This window comes from Pedobacter faecalis, from assembly GCF_030182585.1.
Classification (GTDB): domain Bacteria; phylum Bacteroidota; class Bacteroidia; order Sphingobacteriales; family Sphingobacteriaceae; genus Pedobacter; species Pedobacter faecalis.
In genome coordinates, this window is sequence record NZ_JARXOW010000001.1 from 2320606 (window position 1) to 2336351 (window position 15746).

Consider the following 15746-nt stretch of genomic DNA (forward strand, 5'->3'; position numbering starts at 1 on the left):
CCGGTCTAGAAAGCCTGGGCCTTAAGCCGTAGCCCTTCGCTTTCAGGCAATCCGAACATGAGGTTCATGTTCTGTACGGCCTGTCCGCTTGCACCTTTCAATAAATTATCTATAATACTGACCACAAACAGCTTGCCGCCATGTTTCTCGACATGCACCAGCGCCTTATTGGTGTTCACGACCTGCTTCAGGTCGATATTTCTCGGGCTGACATGCGTAAAAGGATGACCCGAATAATACTCCGTATACAGTTTTTCGGCCTCCTCAGCTGTTAACGAACAGTCGAGATACATTGCTGCAAGAATACCCCTGGTAAAGTCGCCACGCTGCGGAATAAAGCTGATCTCTCCGTCAAATGAAGCATCAAGCTGCTTGAGGCTCTCCCCAATCTCGTTCAGGTGCTGATGTCCGAAAGCCTTGTAGACCGACAGGTTGTTGTTTCTCCAGCTGAAATGTGAAGTGGCCGACAAGCTCTGTCCCGCTCCGGTTGAGCCCGTGGTGGCATTGATATGGATCTCACCGTTCAGCAGTCCATTTGCTGCCAGTGGCAGGAGGCCGACCTGGATGCAGGTGGCAAAGCAGCCCGGATTCGCAATTTTCCCGGCTTGTCTAATGGTTTCCCTGTTCAGTTCCGGCAAACCGTAAACCCAATCAGCGCCCGCATTCACTTTCAACCTGAAATCCTGACTGAGGTCGATGATCTTTACGGTATCGGCTATTCTGTTCGCATCCAGAAACTTTTTAGCGTCGCCATGGCCTACACACAGGAAAAGCACATCGATGTTGTCAGACAAGCCCGCCGCAAAACGTAGCTCCGTATCACCAAAAAGGTCGGTATGTACATCTGAAACCAGGTTGCCTGCGTTGCTGCTGCTCTGCACAAAGCTGATCTCTACCGAAGGGTGGTTGACCAGCAAGCGAAGCATTTCGCCGCCGGTGTATCCTGCGCCGCCTACTATCCCTGCTTTAATCTTCATTGCCATTCACTTTATGCCAAATCATGACCTGGTTGCCAAAAATCTTCGAAAAGCCTTTAACGTCTTCACCGCTCCAGGCATTGTTCATCTCGCCGTAGCTGCCGAACTTGTTGCTCATCAGGTCGTGTGCCGACTCAATACCGATAATATTAAAGCGGTATGGAAGCAGCTCCACGAATACTTTCCCGCTCACCACCACCTGTGTATCTTTCAGGAAGGCTTCAATATTGCGCATAACCGGGTCGTGAAACTGCCCTTCATGCAGCCAGTTGCCGTAAAACGATGCCAATTGCTCCTTCCATGACAGCTGCCACTTGGTAAGAATATGCTTCTCCAGCGTATGGTGCGCTTTTATGATCACCATCGGTGCCGCAGCTTCAAAGCCTACGCGGCCCTTTATCCCAATAATGGTATCTCCAACGTGGATGTCCCTGCCAACACCAAAAGGCTGTGCAATGGCCTGAAGTTTCTGAATCGCCTTAACCGGGCTCATCGCTTCCCCGTCTATACCAGTAAGTTCGCCCTGCTCAAAAGTCAGCTCGAGTCTGCGTGGTTCGGTTTCAGTGACCTGGGTCGGCCATGCCTCTTCCGGAAGGGTGTCGTGGGAAGTCAAGGTTTCTTTCCCGCCCACTGAAGTTCCCCACAGCCCCTTATTGATGGAATATCTGGCTTTCTCGGCACTATATTCTACGCCATGCTTGGCCAGGTATTCTATTTCTGCCTCACGCGATAGTTTCAGATCCCTGATCGGCGTGATGATTTCCACCTCAGGAATCAGAATATTAAAGATCATATCGAAACGCACCTGATCGTTACCTGCGCCTGTGCTGCCGTGGGCAACATAGTCGGCCCCGATTTTTTTCACATAGTTTGCAATTGCCGTTGCCTGGCTCACACGCTCGGCACTCACAGAAAGCGGATAAGTCGCGTTCTTGAGCACATTACCAAAGACCAGGTATTTAATACAGCTGTTGTAATAGTTGATGGTCTCATCAACCACCGCATGAGAAGCAACGCCCAGCGAATAAGCCCGCTTTTCGATCTCCTGAAGTTCTTCATCCGAAAAACCACCGGTATTTACGATGACCGAGTGTACTTCTAATCCGCGGTCCTGGGCCAGGTAAATGCAGCAAAAAGAGGTATCTAATCCTCCGCTAAATGCTAAAACTACTTTCTTCTTCATTGGATATTACAGCTATTTAAATAAAAAGGTAAACATAGGCAGCAGGGATTTCAGTCCCTTGCTCTGTGGTTTTGTTTTAAGTACCAGCTTTTGTTTGATGCGCATAAAGCGTTCGTACAAACTCGGGTTCTTATGTAATTCTTCAGCAAACTTCTTGGCAGCGTCATGCTTTTGCACAACCGGATCATAGAGCATAGCCGTGCACATGCAGTTCTTGCGTTCCTTCATTTTAAGAATTTCGAAGTTCACACAACTCTGGCAGCCTTTCCAGAACTCTTCATCCTGTGTAAGTTCGGAGTAGGTGACTGGCTCATAACCCAGATCGGAATTGATCTTCATAACGGCAAGCCCGGTGGTAAGGCCAAAGATTTTTGCCTTCGGATATTTCTGTCTGGAAAGTTCAAATATTTTATGCTTGATGGCGTTCGCAAGGCCGGCCTTTCGGTATTTGGGACTTACGATGAGTCCCGAATTGGCCACGAACTGTCCGTGGCTCCAGGTCTCAATATAACAGAAGCCTGCCCAACTGCCATCCTTGTGGAAGGCGATCACGGCCTTACCGTCGGCCATCTTAGCGGCTACATAGTCGGGAGAACGTTTAGCAATACCTGTTCCTCGTGCTTTTGCAGATTCTGCCATTTCTTCACAGATCTCCTCTGCGAAGACACGATGTTCAGGAAGTGCTACCTGCACTATAAAATCGTTTATATTCATTAAGAGTTAACGAAAAAATATAAATGTTCTGATTAATTGTTTTTTGAGAGGCAATCCTCTTCGTAAAAGACCTGAATTAGGATTTTACTCAGATCCGCGGCGTGTAGGTACGCCGGTTCGTAGTCACAAAAAACACGGGCTCGGAACGTTCATTAAACAGACATCTCAGGACCATAGTGCTGGCCTCTTGAAGTGTCGGTTTATGCGCTGCGTGTTTGATCATTTCTTATGTGTAAATAGTTATTTGAATGTATTGAGGCGCAAAGGTTTAAATAAATATTGAGTTGTGCAACAGGTTTTATGTTTTTTTACACTTTTTAAGGGATGATGAAGGTCGGGTTTATTACCTTTAAACGCATATGAAAAGCCTGGCCTGTATTGTGTTCATTCTTCTGACTGGCTTGTGCCGCGCACAGGATCCTGATGGTGTCAAACATACCGTAGCAGAACTCTCCTCTGCAGCCATGTGGGGCCGTGGTTATACGAAGGGCGGCATGGCTCGCGCGGCCGACTACATTACCGAGATGTTAAAGCGCCATGGGCTCCAAGCGGTCGACAGCACCTACCGGCAAACATGCACTTTCCCGGTCAATACATTCCCCGGCAAGATGGAAATGAGTGTAGATGGGCGGCGACTGGTTCCCGGGCGCGACTTCATTGTACACCCCGCTTCCAGGGGACTTACTGCCTCGGGCAAACTGGTGCAGACCGACAGTCTTACGTTCATAAACCCCGAAAACCGGATCGCACTTGTTCTGAAAGACAAACTGACATGGTCGGTGTCGCAGGAGCTGGCGGACTATACGGCGCTGGAAGTGAAAAAGTCGGCCGCCGGACTTGATCCAAAGGAGGTATCGGTCGATATTGAGAACATGTTCATACCTGAATTTAAGGCCGACAATATCTGCGCTCTCGTTAAAGGCACCCGTCGGCCCGATTCGCTCATTGTGCTGACCGCACATTATGACCACCTGGGCGGAATGGGCAGCGACACCTTTTTCCCGGGTGCCAATGATAATGCCAGCGGTGTGGCTTTCCTGCTTAGCCTGGCCGGGTACTATGCCAAGCATCCGCAGCCTTATACCATCATGTTTATCTTTTTTGCCGCAGAGGAAGCCGGACTGGTCGGCTCGAAATATTTCACCGAGCATCCGCTGGTGCCGTTAGAGCGTATCCGGTTTTTAGTGAATGTCGACATGGTCGGAACCGGCGAGGCCGGAATAACCGTGGTAAATGCTACGTTGCATCCGCGGGAGTTTGGCTGGCTGACAGCGCATAACGAGCGTAAACGTTACCTCAGCAAAATCAACGCAAGGGGCGAAGCGGCAAATAGTGACCATTATTTCTTCACTCAAAAGAATGTACCTGCTTTTTTTATCTATACTCAAGGCGGCCCTTCAGCCTACCACGATATCAATGATGTTGCCGCAAAGCTGCCGCTGACCGAATACAGCGATCTTTTCCGGCTGTTCCGTGATTTTACAAAGGCGCTGATGGAAATTAGATAGTTTCACCGACAGATTTTAAACCAATTTGCTTTAATTTCGTTTCCTTAATAACGCGTAACGTATTACATAAAACCCGTTAACTATGTTCGACAAACTCATGGCCGCTCAGCAAAAAGCTGACGAGATAAAGAAAAGACTGGACACCATTTCTGTTTATGGTGAAGTTGAAGGCGGCAAGATCCGCGTAACCGCTACTGCGAATAAAGCGCTTACTGCAATTGAAATAGATGAAAGCTTCCATAAGGAGGCCGACAAAGAGGAACTGGAAGAACTGCTGCTTACGGCGGTTAATAAGGCGCTTGATCAGGCCGAGCAGGTAAGCGCGGCAGAGATGCAGAATATGACCAAGGATATGCTTGGCGGATTGGGTAACCTCGGTGCCATGTTTGGTCAGTAACCGCTAAAGTAAAGACATTCAGCTATGAAATACACGTATTACGGCCAGTCCTGCTTCCTGCTTGAAGCAGAAGGCAAGAAATTTCTGTTCGACCCCTTTATCAGCGGCAACCCTTTGGCAAAGGATATTGATATTGACGGCATTGAGGCCGACTACATCCTGGTAAGCCACGGTCATGGCGACCACGTCGCCGATCTTGCGCGGATCGCTAAGCGGACCAATGCCCGGGTGATCGCCATGGTAGAGGTAGCCGAATGGATCAGCAAACAAGGCGTAGAGAACGTTGTGGATATCAACTTCGGGAAGTCAAAACACGACTTTGGAGCGCTCAGAACGGTATGGGCCGTACACAGCAGCGCCAATCCCGACGGCAGCTACGGCGGCAACCCGGCCGGATTTGTACTGGAGCTGGAAGGAAAAAGCATTTATTTTGCCGGAGATACGGCTCTGACCCTGGAAATGAAGATCCTGGCTGATCTTTACAACCTGAGCTATGCGATCCTGCCGATCGGCGGACATTACACCATGGATGTAGACGATGCCTTAATCGCAACAAAGTATCTGGAGTGTAACACGGTGATCGGTGTGCATTATAATACTTTTCCGCCAATCGCTATCGACGAAGAAGAAGCTGCAGCGAAATTCAAACGGGAAAACAAGACCCTGCTGTTGCCGTCAATCGGAGAAACAATTGAGTTGTAACAACTCAGGGATGAACTGGGTAATATCCCGAGACTAGGCATCTGCGTTTTGCAAAAATAAGACGTTCAAGGAGAAGACCTAGGATTTGTGTGCTTCTTCAGCACACAAGGTCCAGTCTTCGAGTTTAATGTCTTATTTTTAAAGATATTGAACTGCGGAATTAATGCGCTAAAAGCCAGTTTTCACCTTCCCCGATCTCTACTTCAATAGGAACAGTCGTCTTAATGGCTGTTTTCATTCGATGGGTGATGATCTCTTTCATAACCGCAACCTCAGAACGCAGGACGTCGAACACCAATTCGTCATGTACCTGCATGGTCATTTTTGACTGCAAACCTTGAGAAGCCATGTCGCGGTGGATATTGATCATCGCCACTTTAATCATGTCGGCAGCCGAACCTTGTATCGGCGCATTGATCGCATTTCGTTCCGCATAACCACGAACCGTCTGGTTGGCGGAGTTAATGTCCCGCAGATAACGCCTGCGGCCCAGAATGGTTTCCACATAACCGTTCTCGCGGGCGAAGTTCATGGTGTCTGACATATATTTCTTAATGCCGGGGTATTGTTCGAAGTATTGTGCGATAATTTCCGCCGCTTCCTTCCTTGGAATACCGAGATTCTGTGAAAGACCAAAGGCCGACTGTCCGTAGATAATGCCAAAGTTGACCGCCTTAGCGTTTCTCCTTTGCGTTGCGTCTACCGCAGCAATATCAACACCATACACCCGTGCTGCCGTTGCCGTATGGATGTCGATTCCTTTGTTGAATGCGTCCAGCATGTTCTCCTCCTTACTGATATCCGCAATAATGCGCAGTTCAATCTGTGAGTAATCCGCAGAAAGCAGAATATGGTCCGCATCACGTGCAATAAAAGCGCGACGGACTTCCCGGCCCCGCTCCGTGCGGATGGGAATATTCTGGAGGTTGGGATTATTCGAACTAAGACGTCCGGTGGCTGCCACCGCCTGGTTAAAACTTGTATGCACGCGGCCCGTTTTAGGATTTACCATCAGCGGCAGGGCATCCACGTAGGTCGACTTCAGCTTTTGAAGCTGCCTGAACTCCAAAATATCCTGTACAATATCGCTCTTGGTGGCCAGTGCCAGCAGTACGTCTTCTCCGGTCTGGTACTGACCCGTTTTTGTCTTCTTCGCTTTAGGGTCGAGCTGCAGCTTATCAAACAGTACCTCGCCTAATTGTTTCGGTGATGCAATATTGAAGCACACGCCGCACTTGTCGTGCACATTCTGCTCATACTTTCTGATCTCCAGTTCCAGTTCCTTTGAGTAGTTCACAAGCGTATCCATATCAATGCGTACGCCTTCTTTCTCCATATCGGCCAGCACATAGATCAGTGGGTTTTCTACTTCTACAGCAAGCCGTTCCGCATTGAGCTCTTTAAGCATTGGCTTAAAAACATTGGCGAGCTGTAAGGTGACATCTGCATCTTCGGCAGCGTAATCTACCACTTTGTCGACAGGTACATCACGCATCGTACCCTGATTTTTCCCTTTTGCGCCAATGAGCGAGGTGATGGATATCGGTGAATAACCGAGATAGTTCTCCGACAATACATCCATGCTATGGCGCGTATCCGGATCTATAAGATAGTGCGCAAGCATCGTGTCAAACAACTCGCCCCTCACATGAACGCCATACCACTTAAGCACAAGCATATCATATTTAATGTTCTGCCCTATCTTTGCTATGCGCTCATTCTCCCACACGGGCTTGAACTCCTCAATAATCAGCATAGCCTCATCCCGATCCGCCGAAAGCGGAACGTAATAGCCTTCGCCAGGAACAATACAAAACGAAATACCTACCAGATCGGCGGCATTGGCATCCGTACCCGTGGTTTCTGTATCAAACGAAATGCTTTCCTGGGCGAGCAGCAATCCGATCAGTTCCTTGCGTAATGCCGGGGTGTCGACCAGTTTATAATGGTGCGGTGTGTTTTCAATGGTTTTCGCAGCAGGCTGCTCAAACATAGCGGGCGGCACCACGAAGGTGGTCGACTGGCTGCCAGCTTCTGTTGCTGCATGGCCAAACAGGTCTGTCTGCTGTCCAGCGCTGCCTTTGGCTTCATTTACGTTGAAGCCCTCACCAAATACCCGCTTGCCGATGGTACGGAACTCAAGCTCGGCAAATAGCGGCTCCAGCAATTCGCGACTGGGTGGTTCCAGCTCAAGTGCCTTTTCGTCGAACTCGACGGGCACGTCGAGCAGTATCGTGGCCAGCTTTTTTGAAATGATTCCCTGCTGCGCATACATCTCCACGTTCTCCCGCTGTTTACCCTTCAATTCATGCGCGTTGGCGATGATGTTCTCTACTGAACCATATTGTTTGATCAGTAACTTCGCAGTCTTCTCGCCAATCCCGGGTATTCCCGGAATATTGTCGACCGCGTCACCCCATAGGCCCAGAATATCGATAACCTGCTCTACACGTTCTACTTCCCATTTCGCAAGTATTTCCTTCACACCAAGCACCTCCATATCGTTACCCATACGGGCGGGCTTATAAATGAATATGTTATCGGAAACAAGCTGTCCGAAATCCTTGTCCGGCGTCATGCAGAACACCTGAAATCCTGCACGCTCAGCCTCCTTAGCTAGTGTGCCAATGATATCATCAGCCTCATAACCGTCTTTGGTGATCACCGGAATCTTAAATCCCTCTATCAGCTTGAACACATAAGGCAGCGCCCTGGCCAGATCTTCCGGCATCGCCTCCCTGTGGGCCTTATAACCTACAAACTCCGTGTGTCTGTCGGTCGGCGCATCCGTATCGAACACAACCGCAATATGTGTAGGCTTTTCTTTTCTAAGTACCTCAAGCAAAGTATTGGCAAAACCCATCACTGCCGATGTGTTAATGCCTGTAGAGGTAAACCTCGGCGTCTTGCTTAATGCAAAATGCGCGCGGTAAATCAGTGCCATGCCATCAAGAAGGAAGAGTTTTTTCATAGGTAATATCTGAATTTGCCTTTAGGATCGGCATAAAGATAAAAAATAACTTATATTTAAGCATTTGACGCGAATTTATGAAAACCAAACTAACGCTTATCTTCCTTGCATTGTGTCTAACAGCCAGTGCACAGTTGCCATCAAAGGCCCTATTAGACATGGTCACACTCACTGGTCTTAAAAATGAAATAAAGCCAGGGTACGGTACAACCTTACAAGACCCCATATGCACAGGCGCGTTTCTGGATATCAGCAATACGACCGCTGTCCGCGAAAAGATGTTCAGACTAATGAACAGTTATCGCTGGGCTGACGGCAGTAAACTGAATTTTTCGAAGCGGGTAAGCTATACAAAGCCGGATGGCTCGGGAATAACGGACTGTTACATGATTCCAAAACCAGGAACTTCAGATACCCTTCGGCTCTACGTAGATCCTTACAAAAACACAGATATCCATTTCATACCTGAAGGCCTCGCCATGCTGTCGCTCGCCACAATTGGCAAAGAAATCTCGCCGTACGTTGAGGAGATCAAAGCAATTGAAGCGGCGAGCGATGCCTTCATCCTAAAGGAGGCCTCTGGAAAAATATTGCAATACATCAGCAACACCTTCGCTCTGGCTGGCTTTCTGGACCGGGATGCTCTGCAGATTATAGCGGACGACAAGCAGGCCAATGCCGAACTGAAAGGATTTCTTGTACGCGCATACATTCTGAACAAATTTTACGCCTACGCGCATAACCTACCCGAGCCACAGAAATATGCTTTCGAGAAAATGAAGGAAAACTTTGCGGAAATTACGAAAGCACATCCTGATCTTACAACCGGTAATCTTAGTGCTGCTTTGAGATAGACAGTTTGAACAACATTGTCTATCTTGGGCCGTTTAATGTCATATGAAACACCGGTATCTAATCCTTTTCTTGGCACTTCTATCTTCTCTTGCATTAAGAGCTCAGGACGTTGTCCTCATCTCCGAGGGCAACTATGTACGGGGAACCATTCAGGGCACAAACTATGCTTCTGTTATTTTGAAAACAGAGGACGGTAAAGTAAGCCAGTATGAGGCCACCAAGATCAAAGAATTTATCTGGAATGGGCAAACCTACGTAAGTAAGCCGATCATCATTAAAAAGAAGATGGAGCATCGCTTTTTCAGGCTTCTGGAATATGGGGCGGCCAATCTGTATGCCATTGGAGGTACGGACGCCGGCATCGATGAGCCGCAACCGAAAGCGGCCCCCAGAGTGCGTCCCTCAATCGCCATTGGAGGCGGAAGCGGCGGCGTGGGCGGTCTGGGCGGCGGCGTGGGCATCAGCATTGGTGGCGGTCGCAGGTCTGAGCCCGGAAAACCGAAACAGAAAACGCCGGAATCCTATTTTATTGAAAAGCCGGGAACCGGGCCTATGATTGAAATCCCGGTAGAAGGCGGCAACTCGGAAAGCAAGAACCAGCACATTAAAAATGCGCTGCTGCAAAAACTAACGAACGACGAGGACCTAGCAGAGCGGATTAAAGCAACGGAAAATTTTGATGCCAAACTGATCCGGGCATTTGTTGCTGCCTACAACGATATGAAAAAATAGGCTACCTGCTGATACAATCTACCCGGTGATCGTTCACCATTCCGGTGGCCTGCATATGGGCGTAACATATCGTTGTACCGAAAAATTTAAAGCCCCGCTTTTTCATGTCTTTGGCAATCGCATCGGAAATAGTGGTCCTGGCCGGAACATCCTTCATACCTTTTACCTCATTCAACAATGGCTTTTTGCCCGGCAGAAAGCCCCAGATATAGTCCGAAAAGGAGCCGAACTCTTTTTGTATTTCAATGAACAGCCTGGCATTGGTGATGGCGCCATTCACCTTGAGGCGGTTTCTGATAATTCCGGGGTCGTTCATCAAGCGCTCAACGTCCGTCTCATCAAATGCCGCAACCTTTTCAACATCAAACCCCGCAAATGCCTTCCGATAGTTTTCCCGGCGCCTCAGGATCGTGATCCAGCTTAGACCTGCCTGTGCGCCTTCCAGGATCAGGAATTCGAATAAGGTCTTATCATCATAAACGGGCTTACCCCATTCTTCATCATGATACTTCACATAAAGCGGGTCTGTTCCACACCAGTCGCACCGGATAATCTCTGCCATATTTGATTGTTTTGCTTTTAACCATTTAACTCTATAAGCGGATCCCAAAACACCGCTTTAAAGTTCTGCACCTTATTGTTCTTCACCACAATTCCTTCTGCTTCGAGAAGCTCCTGCATCCGTTCCGGTGTTTCGAAATGAAATTTGCCGGTTAGCAGGCCACTGCTATTAACCACACGCTGCGCGGGAACCGGAGGATGCGCTTTTCCTGCATGTGCCATGGCATAACCGACCATTCTAGCAGAACCTCCAGCGCCTAGACTTTTTGCTATGGCCCCATACGAGGTGACCCGCCCTTCGGGCACCAGCCTCACCAGCTCAAACACCTGATCATAAAAGCTTTGCTCCATCCGCATAGCCATCCACTTTTACTCGAAAGAGAACTGTATGTAATTGATATTTTTATCGTGTTTCAAATAAATACGCTCGTAATGCGTCTTAATGCGCAGCACCTCATTGTCAAATTCCGACTGATACAGGTGATCGGTCTGCTTATGGCAAACCAGCCCGAGTTCGGCGACCTTCTCAGCGGTATAGGCGTATAAGCCGTCATTGTCTGTCTTCAGGTTGATCTTGCCGCCCTTTTTCAGGAAGGTACGATACTTGTCGAGAAAGCCGGGAAAGGTAAGCCGCTTACGCTCGCGGCTCAACTGCGGCTGCGGATCGGGGAAGGTGATCCAGATCTCATCCACCTCTGCTTCTCCAAAATAATCCATGATGTCTTCGATCTGGATTCTTAAAAAAGCCAGATTAGCGATATTCTCATCAATGCCCGTCCGCGCACCACGCCATATCCTGTTTCCTTTGAGGTCTACCCCTATAAAATTCTTTTTTGGAAACAGTTTGGCGAGACCCACAGAGTACTCTCCCTTGCCGCAGGCGAGCTCCAGCACAACCGGATTGTTATTCTTGAAATGTTCAGCTGCCCACCTGCCCTTTAACGGCTTTCCGGCGTCGAGCTGGTATACGTTGGCGAAAGTATCGATCTCCGCGAACTTCCTTAATTTATCTTTACCCAATGCAATAGTATATTGTCATACAAAAATATACAAACTTTAGATTCTTTGCCGCTTGCCCCAGCACTTATCCGCCGCCATTTTGTATTTTTGCACCAGCATCATAGCATTTAATCGTGGAAAAAAACGCAAAAGTATATATCGCCGGCCACCGGGGGATGGTGGGTTCGGCCATTTACCGCAAGCTGGTCAAGGAAGGTTTCAGCAATATCGTCACCCGCACATCTGCGGAACTGGACTTGAGAGATCAGCAGGCTGTTGCCAGTTTCTTTGAAACTGAGCGGCCCGAATATGTGTTTCTTGCCGCTGCTAAGGTTGGCGGTATCGTAGCTAATAATACATATCGTGCCGATTTCCTTTATGAAAACCTGGCCATACAGAACAACGTGATTCACCAGTCGTATCTGAACGGGGTCAAAAAGCTGATGTTTCTGGGTTCAAGCTGTATTTATCCCAAACTAGCCCCTCAGCCTTTGAAGGAAGAGTATTTGCTTACTGGGCCGCTGGAGGAAACCAATGAGCCTTATGCTATCGCGAAGATTGCAGGCATCAAGATGGCCGATGCCTATCGCGACCAGTATGGCTGCAACTTCATTTCGGTGATGCCAACAAACCTCTATGGATATAATGATAACTATCACCCGCAGAACTCGCATGTGTTGCCTGCCTTGATCCGTCGTTTTCACGAAGCTAAAGTGAATAACAGTCCCGAGGTTGTTATCTGGGGTTCGGGCTCACCCATGCGGGAGTTCCTCTTTGCTGATGACCTGGCCGAGGCCTGCTATTTCCTGATGGAAAGCTATAACGAATCCGGACTGGTAAATATCGGCACAGGCGAAGACCTGAGCATCAAAGACCTGGCCGGCCTCATCAAAAAGGTGGTCGGCTATGAAGGTGAACTAAGATTCGACAGCTCTAAACCCGATGGCACGCCGCGCAAACTGATGGATGTGTCTAAGCTGCACGCCCAGGGCTGGAAGCATAAAATCGAACTTGAAGAAGGCATAGCGCTGGCGTATCAGGATTTTCTCAAAAAGCATAGTTAAAAACAATATATTTGCTAGAGACCAATCAGCTTTAGCTATATGACCTTAGTTCAGCTCGAATATATTGTGGCGGTTGATACCTACAGAAGTTTTGTGGGCGCTGCAGAAAAGTGCTTTGTAACACAACCTACGCTCAGTATGCAAATCCAGAAACTGGAAGAAACACTAGGCGTAAAACTGTTCGACCGCAGCAAACAGCCTATTGTCCCTACCGAAATCGGGGCGCAAATTATTGATCAGGCCCGGCTGGTGCTGCATGAAAGCAATAAGATCAAAGAACTGATCAACACCCAGCAAAAAGACATCAGCGGAGAGCTGCGTATAGGGATTATTCCGACAATTGCCCCCTACCTTCTGCCAAAGGTTATTGCGGCCATGATGGAGAAGTACCCCGACCTGCGCCTGCTGATCTGGGAGTACACGACAGAAGATATTATGCATCACCTGAAGACTGGCGTACTTGATTGTGGTATTCTTGCCACGCCCCTTGCCGATCCGGGAATCGAGGAATATCCGCTATACTATGAAGATTTCGTAAGCTACATTAGCAAGAACAGTCGCCTTTACAAGAAGAAAGCGGTAGAAGCCGAAGACCTGGAGACAGAAAATATCTGGCTGCTTAACGAGGGCCACTGCATGCGCTCGCAGGTGCTTAACATCTGCCGGTCCACCAAGCAAAACCGCCTGCAGGGGCTCACTTATAACACCGGCAGCGTGGAGACCCTGATACGCATGGTAGACATGAACGATGGCGCCACATTACTGCCCGAACTGGCGCTGGAAGAACTAAGCAACAAACAACTCAGCAAAGTCCGGCATTTCAAATCGCCGCAACCGGTGCGGGAAGTGAGCCTGGTGACCAATAAGAATTTCATAAAAAAGCGAATGCTGAATGCACTCGCTGAAGAGATCCTGAATGTGGTGCCCAAGACCATGAAGCAGAAAAAGAAAAAAGATATTGTGGGCATATAGCCCACAAATCCTTATTTCTGCACTTCAAATTCCACACGTCTGTTCTTCGCACGTCCTTCTTCAGTACTGTTTGAAGCAGTCGGCTGTGTAGACCCGTGGGCTTTAATGGTCAGGTTGTTTGCGCTGATGCCGGCATTGATCAGGTATGACTTCACAGAATTGGCCCGATCATTTGAAAGCGACATATTGTGTTCTGCAGAACCTTCCACAGACGAATGTCCGTGCAGGATAAACTTTACCGAAGGATCTTTCTTCATCTCCCTGGCAATTTGATCAAGCGTTTCAAAAGAAGCCGTTTTAAGTACTCCCGAATCGAACTCAAAAAGCACATTTCTAAAATTATAATTTGGCTTTTCCGGTGCTGGGGCTGGCTTCTCCGGCGCCGGAGGTGCTGGCGGGACCGGTCTTACGGGTTCTGGCTTAGTCTCTGCCACCGGCGGCGTTGGCTTAGCGGCAATCTTCTTCGTTTTGCAAGCCTGCAGTGAAACAGCCATGAGGCCGATCATCATGAAGGTTAGCGGGTTCTTTAACATTTTCATTTGTTTGTGTATTGGTTTATGCGTGAAAAATACGAAAATTAATAAAAAAGAGGATCACCCGAAAGCATCCTCTTCACCATTTTGAAATATAAAGTGCTATTATGCTTTTTTGAAGCGCTCAGCTACAGCATCCCAGTTTACCACATTCCAGAACGCTGCGATATAATCAGGACGTCTGTTCTGATACTTTAGGTAATAGGCATGCTCCCATACATCCATACCCAAAATAGGCGTGCCTTTCACTTCAGCAACATCCATTAGCGGGTTGTCTTGATTTGGTGTAGACGAAACGATCAGCTTTTTATCAGCGCCAACGCTTAACCAGGCCCAGCCAGATCCAAAACGGGTAGCGCCTGCTTCGGCAAACTTAGTTTTGAAATCAGCAAACGATCCGAAGGCGGAATTGATCGCCTCAGCAAGTTCGCCAGTAGGCTCTCCGCCCTTGTTCGGCCCAATAACCTGCCAGAAAAGGGAGTGGTTATAGTGGCCACCGCCGTTATTTCTAACCGCTGCCGGGAACTTTGAAATATTTTTGATGATCTCTTCGATGCTCTGATTGGCCTCAGGCTTACCTTCTAAAGCTTTATTCAGGTTGGTTACATAAGCCTGGTGGTGCTTGCCATGGTGAATTTCCATGGTTTGCTTATCGATATGCGGTTCTAATGCGTCGGTTGCGTATGGTAACGCAGGTAGTTCAAAAGCCATAATATATGATTTAAGGTTTAAAATTATATTTCCAATTTCTGCTCAGCACGGCCGGTAAAAATTGTTTGAGAACAAACTTAGGCAATAACGCTAAGCTTAACAAAGATAACATACCAAGGTTAAAAATTGTTCAACACTTTGTCAACTTTAACCCCTTTTGTTCAGGAAAAATTGCTTCATCAATGCAGCACACTCATCTGCAAGCACCCCGCCCTTCAGGAGTGTCTTAGGATGCAGCAGCTTATCGCCTTTAGAAGTAAAACCGCATTTAGGCTCAGAAGCGCCGTACACCACCCGGCTGATCTGTGTCCAGTAACTTGCTCCCGCACACATCACACAAGGCTCTACGGTTACATAGAGTGTACAGTCACGCAAATACTTTCCGCCAATGGTTTGCGAGGCTGCAGTAAAAGCCTGCATCTCGGCATGAGCAGTGACATCATTAAGCTGTTCGGTCAGGTTGTAGCCCCGCCCCACGATCCTGTTCTTGCATACCACAATTGCGCCGATAGGGATCTCTTCTGCCTCGTAAGCCTTTTTCGCTTCCTGCAAGGCCAGCCGCATATAATGTTCGTCTTCCGCTTCGGGCTGTGTTTCTCCTGAAAAATTGTAAAATGTCATTGGCCCAAAGATACGATATTCTGCTTAGCCAGACCGGAAGAAGAATGCTACATGGTGTCCACCAAATCTGGGATTAATCTGGGTTTTGTTCGGGAATAGTCCACAAAAGGTACCCTTTTTGCGAACAAACCCCCAATTAATCCCGAAGAAATGCTGGATCAGGCCATGCCCTCTACTGCTGATGGCGGCCGATAAATATCGTAAGAGGTGGCGACATTTGCCGGATTATACTATCCCCGAAATTCT

General features: G+C 48.3%; 17 protein-coding genes. 7 read left to right on the forward strand and 10 right to left on the reverse strand.

Translation table 11 applies throughout. The features are described 5' to 3' along the window. Positions 1-5: 5 nt before the first annotated feature. From argC to QEP07_RS10490, 3 genes are read right to left on the reverse strand one after another with little or no spacing between them, the layout of a single operon-like run. Positions 6-977 carry an N-acetyl-gamma-glutamyl-phosphate reductase gene (gene argC, locus QEP07_RS10480; RefSeq protein WP_285010036.1) on the reverse strand — a complete coding sequence of 324 codons (972 nt, stop codon included), beginning with the start codon at positions 975-977 and terminating at the stop codon, positions 6-8. Continuing rightward, positions 967-2160, reverse strand: a complete 1194-nt coding sequence (locus tag QEP07_RS10485) for an argininosuccinate synthase (RefSeq protein ID WP_285010037.1) — start codon at positions 2158-2160, stop codon at positions 967-969. Before QEP07_RS10485 ends, argC begins: the two co-directional genes overlap by 11 nt. Positions 2161-2172: 12 nt before the next feature. Next, positions 2173-2874, reverse strand: coding sequence for a GNAT family N-acetyltransferase (locus tag QEP07_RS10490; RefSeq protein ID WP_285010038.1), 702 nt, complete (start codon positions 2872-2874; stop codon positions 2173-2175). Between the two features lie 359 nt (positions 2875-3233). Between QEP07_RS10490 and QEP07_RS10495 the strand changes: the two genes are divergently transcribed. The 3 genes from QEP07_RS10495 to QEP07_RS10505 all read left to right on the forward strand — a co-directional run bounded on the left by QEP07_RS10495 (position 3234) and on the right by QEP07_RS10505 (position 5481). Next, a complete protein-coding gene (locus QEP07_RS10495) occupies positions 3234-4382 on the forward strand; it encodes a M28 family metallopeptidase (RefSeq protein ID WP_285010039.1) in 1149 nt (382 codons plus the stop codon). Positions 4383-4464: 82 nt separating this feature from the next. Then, complete coding sequence (locus tag QEP07_RS10500) at positions 4465-4779, forward strand: YbaB/EbfC family nucleoid-associated protein (protein ID WP_285010040.1); 315 nt, start codon at positions 4465-4467, stop codon at positions 4777-4779. Positions 4780-4803: 24 nt separating this feature from the next. Beyond that, positions 4804-5481, forward strand: a complete 678-nt coding sequence (locus tag QEP07_RS10505; protein WP_285010041.1) for a metal-dependent hydrolase — start codon at positions 4804-4806, stop codon at positions 5479-5481. A 160-nt stretch (positions 5482-5641) separates the two neighbouring features. Here the strand turns inward: QEP07_RS10505 and polA are convergent, their stop codons facing one another. Next, positions 5642-8452: a DNA polymerase I gene (gene polA, locus QEP07_RS10510; protein ID WP_285010042.1), complete on the reverse strand. Its 2811-nt coding sequence runs from the start codon at positions 8450-8452 to the stop codon at positions 5642-5644. A 77-nt stretch (positions 8453-8529) separates the two neighbouring features. Between polA and QEP07_RS10515 the strand changes: the two genes are divergently transcribed. Together QEP07_RS10515 and QEP07_RS10520 are read left to right on the forward strand one after the other, a co-directional pair. Further along, positions 8530-9306 carry a hypothetical protein gene (locus QEP07_RS10515; protein ID WP_285010043.1) on the forward strand — a complete coding sequence of 259 codons (777 nt, stop codon included), beginning with the start codon at positions 8530-8532 and terminating at the stop codon, positions 9304-9306. Between the two features lie 43 nt (positions 9307-9349). Continuing rightward, positions 9350-10039, forward strand: coding sequence for a hypothetical protein (locus QEP07_RS10520; RefSeq protein WP_285010044.1), 690 nt, complete (start codon positions 9350-9352; stop codon positions 10037-10039). A gap of 1 nt (position 10040) precedes the next feature. On the opposite strand, the gene QEP07_RS10525 is transcribed toward QEP07_RS10520, so the two are convergent. From QEP07_RS10525 to trmB, 3 genes are read right to left on the reverse strand one after another with little or no spacing between them, the layout of a single operon-like run. Beyond that, complete coding sequence (locus QEP07_RS10525) at positions 10041-10601, reverse strand: DNA-3-methyladenine glycosylase I (RefSeq protein WP_285010046.1); 561 nt, start codon at positions 10599-10601, stop codon at positions 10041-10043. Between the two features lie 17 nt (positions 10602-10618). Next, entirely contained in the window at positions 10619-10951 is a 333-nt protein-coding gene (locus QEP07_RS10530; protein ID WP_285010744.1) for an MGMT family protein, read from the reverse strand. 18 nt (positions 10952-10969) lie between these two features. Beyond that, positions 10970-11620 (reverse strand): tRNA (guanosine(46)-N7)-methyltransferase TrmB, encoded by a 651-nt coding sequence (gene trmB, locus QEP07_RS10535; RefSeq protein ID WP_256002936.1) that lies wholly within the window; start codon positions 11618-11620, stop codon positions 10970-10972. 113 nt (positions 11621-11733) lie between these two features. Between trmB and fcl the strand changes: the two genes are divergently transcribed. Then, positions 11734-12663 (forward strand): GDP-L-fucose synthase, encoded by a 930-nt coding sequence (fcl, locus tag QEP07_RS10540; RefSeq protein WP_285010048.1) that lies wholly within the window; start codon positions 11734-11736, stop codon positions 12661-12663. Between the two features lie 39 nt (positions 12664-12702). Further along, positions 12703-13635, forward strand: coding sequence for a hydrogen peroxide-inducible genes activator (locus QEP07_RS10545; protein WP_256002934.1), 933 nt, complete (start codon positions 12703-12705; stop codon positions 13633-13635). Between the two features lie 11 nt (positions 13636-13646). On the opposite strand, the gene QEP07_RS10550 is transcribed toward QEP07_RS10545, so the two are convergent. From QEP07_RS10550 to QEP07_RS10560, 3 genes are all read right to left on the reverse strand, one after another. Beyond that, a complete protein-coding gene (locus tag QEP07_RS10550) occupies positions 13647-14174 on the reverse strand; it encodes an OmpA family protein (RefSeq protein WP_256002933.1) in 528 nt (175 codons plus the stop codon). 99 nt (positions 14175-14273) lie between these two features. Further along, on the reverse strand, positions 14274-14879 hold the full coding sequence (locus QEP07_RS10555) for a superoxide dismutase (RefSeq protein ID WP_256002932.1): 606 nt from the start codon (positions 14877-14879) through the stop codon (positions 14274-14276). Positions 14880-15026: 147 nt separating this feature from the next. Continuing rightward, positions 15027-15500: a nucleoside deaminase gene (locus tag QEP07_RS10560; protein ID WP_285010050.1), complete on the reverse strand. Its 474-nt coding sequence runs from the start codon at positions 15498-15500 to the stop codon at positions 15027-15029. Positions 15501-15746: the final 246 nt, after the last annotated feature.

What these genes read in the sequence shown, in the direction of transcription:
- QEP07_RS10515 (WP_285010043.1), top strand. Translation starts at nt 8,530, where the DNA reads ATGAAAACCAAACTAACGCTTATCTTCCTTGCATTGTGTCTAACAGCC.
- QEP07_RS10490 (WP_285010038.1), bottom strand. Translation starts at nt 2,874, where the DNA reads ATGAATATAAACGATTTTATAGTGCAGGTAGCACTTCCTGAACATCGT.
- QEP07_RS10555 (WP_256002932.1), bottom strand. Translation starts at nt 14,879, where the DNA reads ATGGCTTTTGAACTACCTGCGTTACCATACGCAACCGACGCATTAGAA.
- QEP07_RS10505 (WP_285010041.1), top strand. Translation starts at nt 4,804, where the DNA reads ATGAAATACACGTATTACGGCCAGTCCTGCTTCCTGCTTGAAGCAGAA.
- argC (WP_285010036.1), bottom strand. Translation starts at nt 977, where the DNA reads ATGAAGATTAAAGCAGGGATAGTAGGCGGCGCAGGATACACCGGCGGC.
- QEP07_RS10530 (WP_285010744.1), bottom strand. Translation starts at nt 10,951, where the DNA reads ATGGAGCAAAGCTTTTATGATCAGGTGTTTGAGCTGGTGAGGCTGGTG.
- QEP07_RS10500 (WP_285010040.1), top strand. Translation starts at nt 4,465, where the DNA reads ATGTTCGACAAACTCATGGCCGCTCAGCAAAAAGCTGACGAGATAAAG.
- QEP07_RS10545 (WP_256002934.1), top strand. Translation starts at nt 12,703, where the DNA reads ATGACCTTAGTTCAGCTCGAATATATTGTGGCGGTTGATACCTACAGA.
- QEP07_RS10495 (WP_285010039.1), top strand. Translation starts at nt 3,234, where the DNA reads ATGAAAAGCCTGGCCTGTATTGTGTTCATTCTTCTGACTGGCTTGTGC.
- QEP07_RS10550 (WP_256002933.1), bottom strand. Translation starts at nt 14,174, where the DNA reads ATGAAAATGTTAAAGAACCCGCTAACCTTCATGATGATCGGCCTCATG.
- QEP07_RS10560 (WP_285010050.1), bottom strand. Translation starts at nt 15,500, where the DNA reads ATGACATTTTACAATTTTTCAGGAGAAACACAGCCCGAAGCGGAAGAC.
- QEP07_RS10485 (WP_285010037.1), bottom strand. Translation starts at nt 2,160, where the DNA reads ATGAAGAAGAAAGTAGTTTTAGCATTTAGCGGAGGATTAGATACCTCT.
- polA (WP_285010042.1), bottom strand. Translation starts at nt 8,452, where the DNA reads ATGAAAAAACTCTTCCTTCTTGATGGCATGGCACTGATTTACCGCGCG.
- QEP07_RS10525 (WP_285010046.1), bottom strand. Translation starts at nt 10,601, where the DNA reads ATGGCAGAGATTATCCGGTGCGACTGGTGTGGAACAGACCCGCTTTAT.
- QEP07_RS10520 (WP_285010044.1), top strand. Translation starts at nt 9,350, where the DNA reads ATGAAACACCGGTATCTAATCCTTTTCTTGGCACTTCTATCTTCTCTT.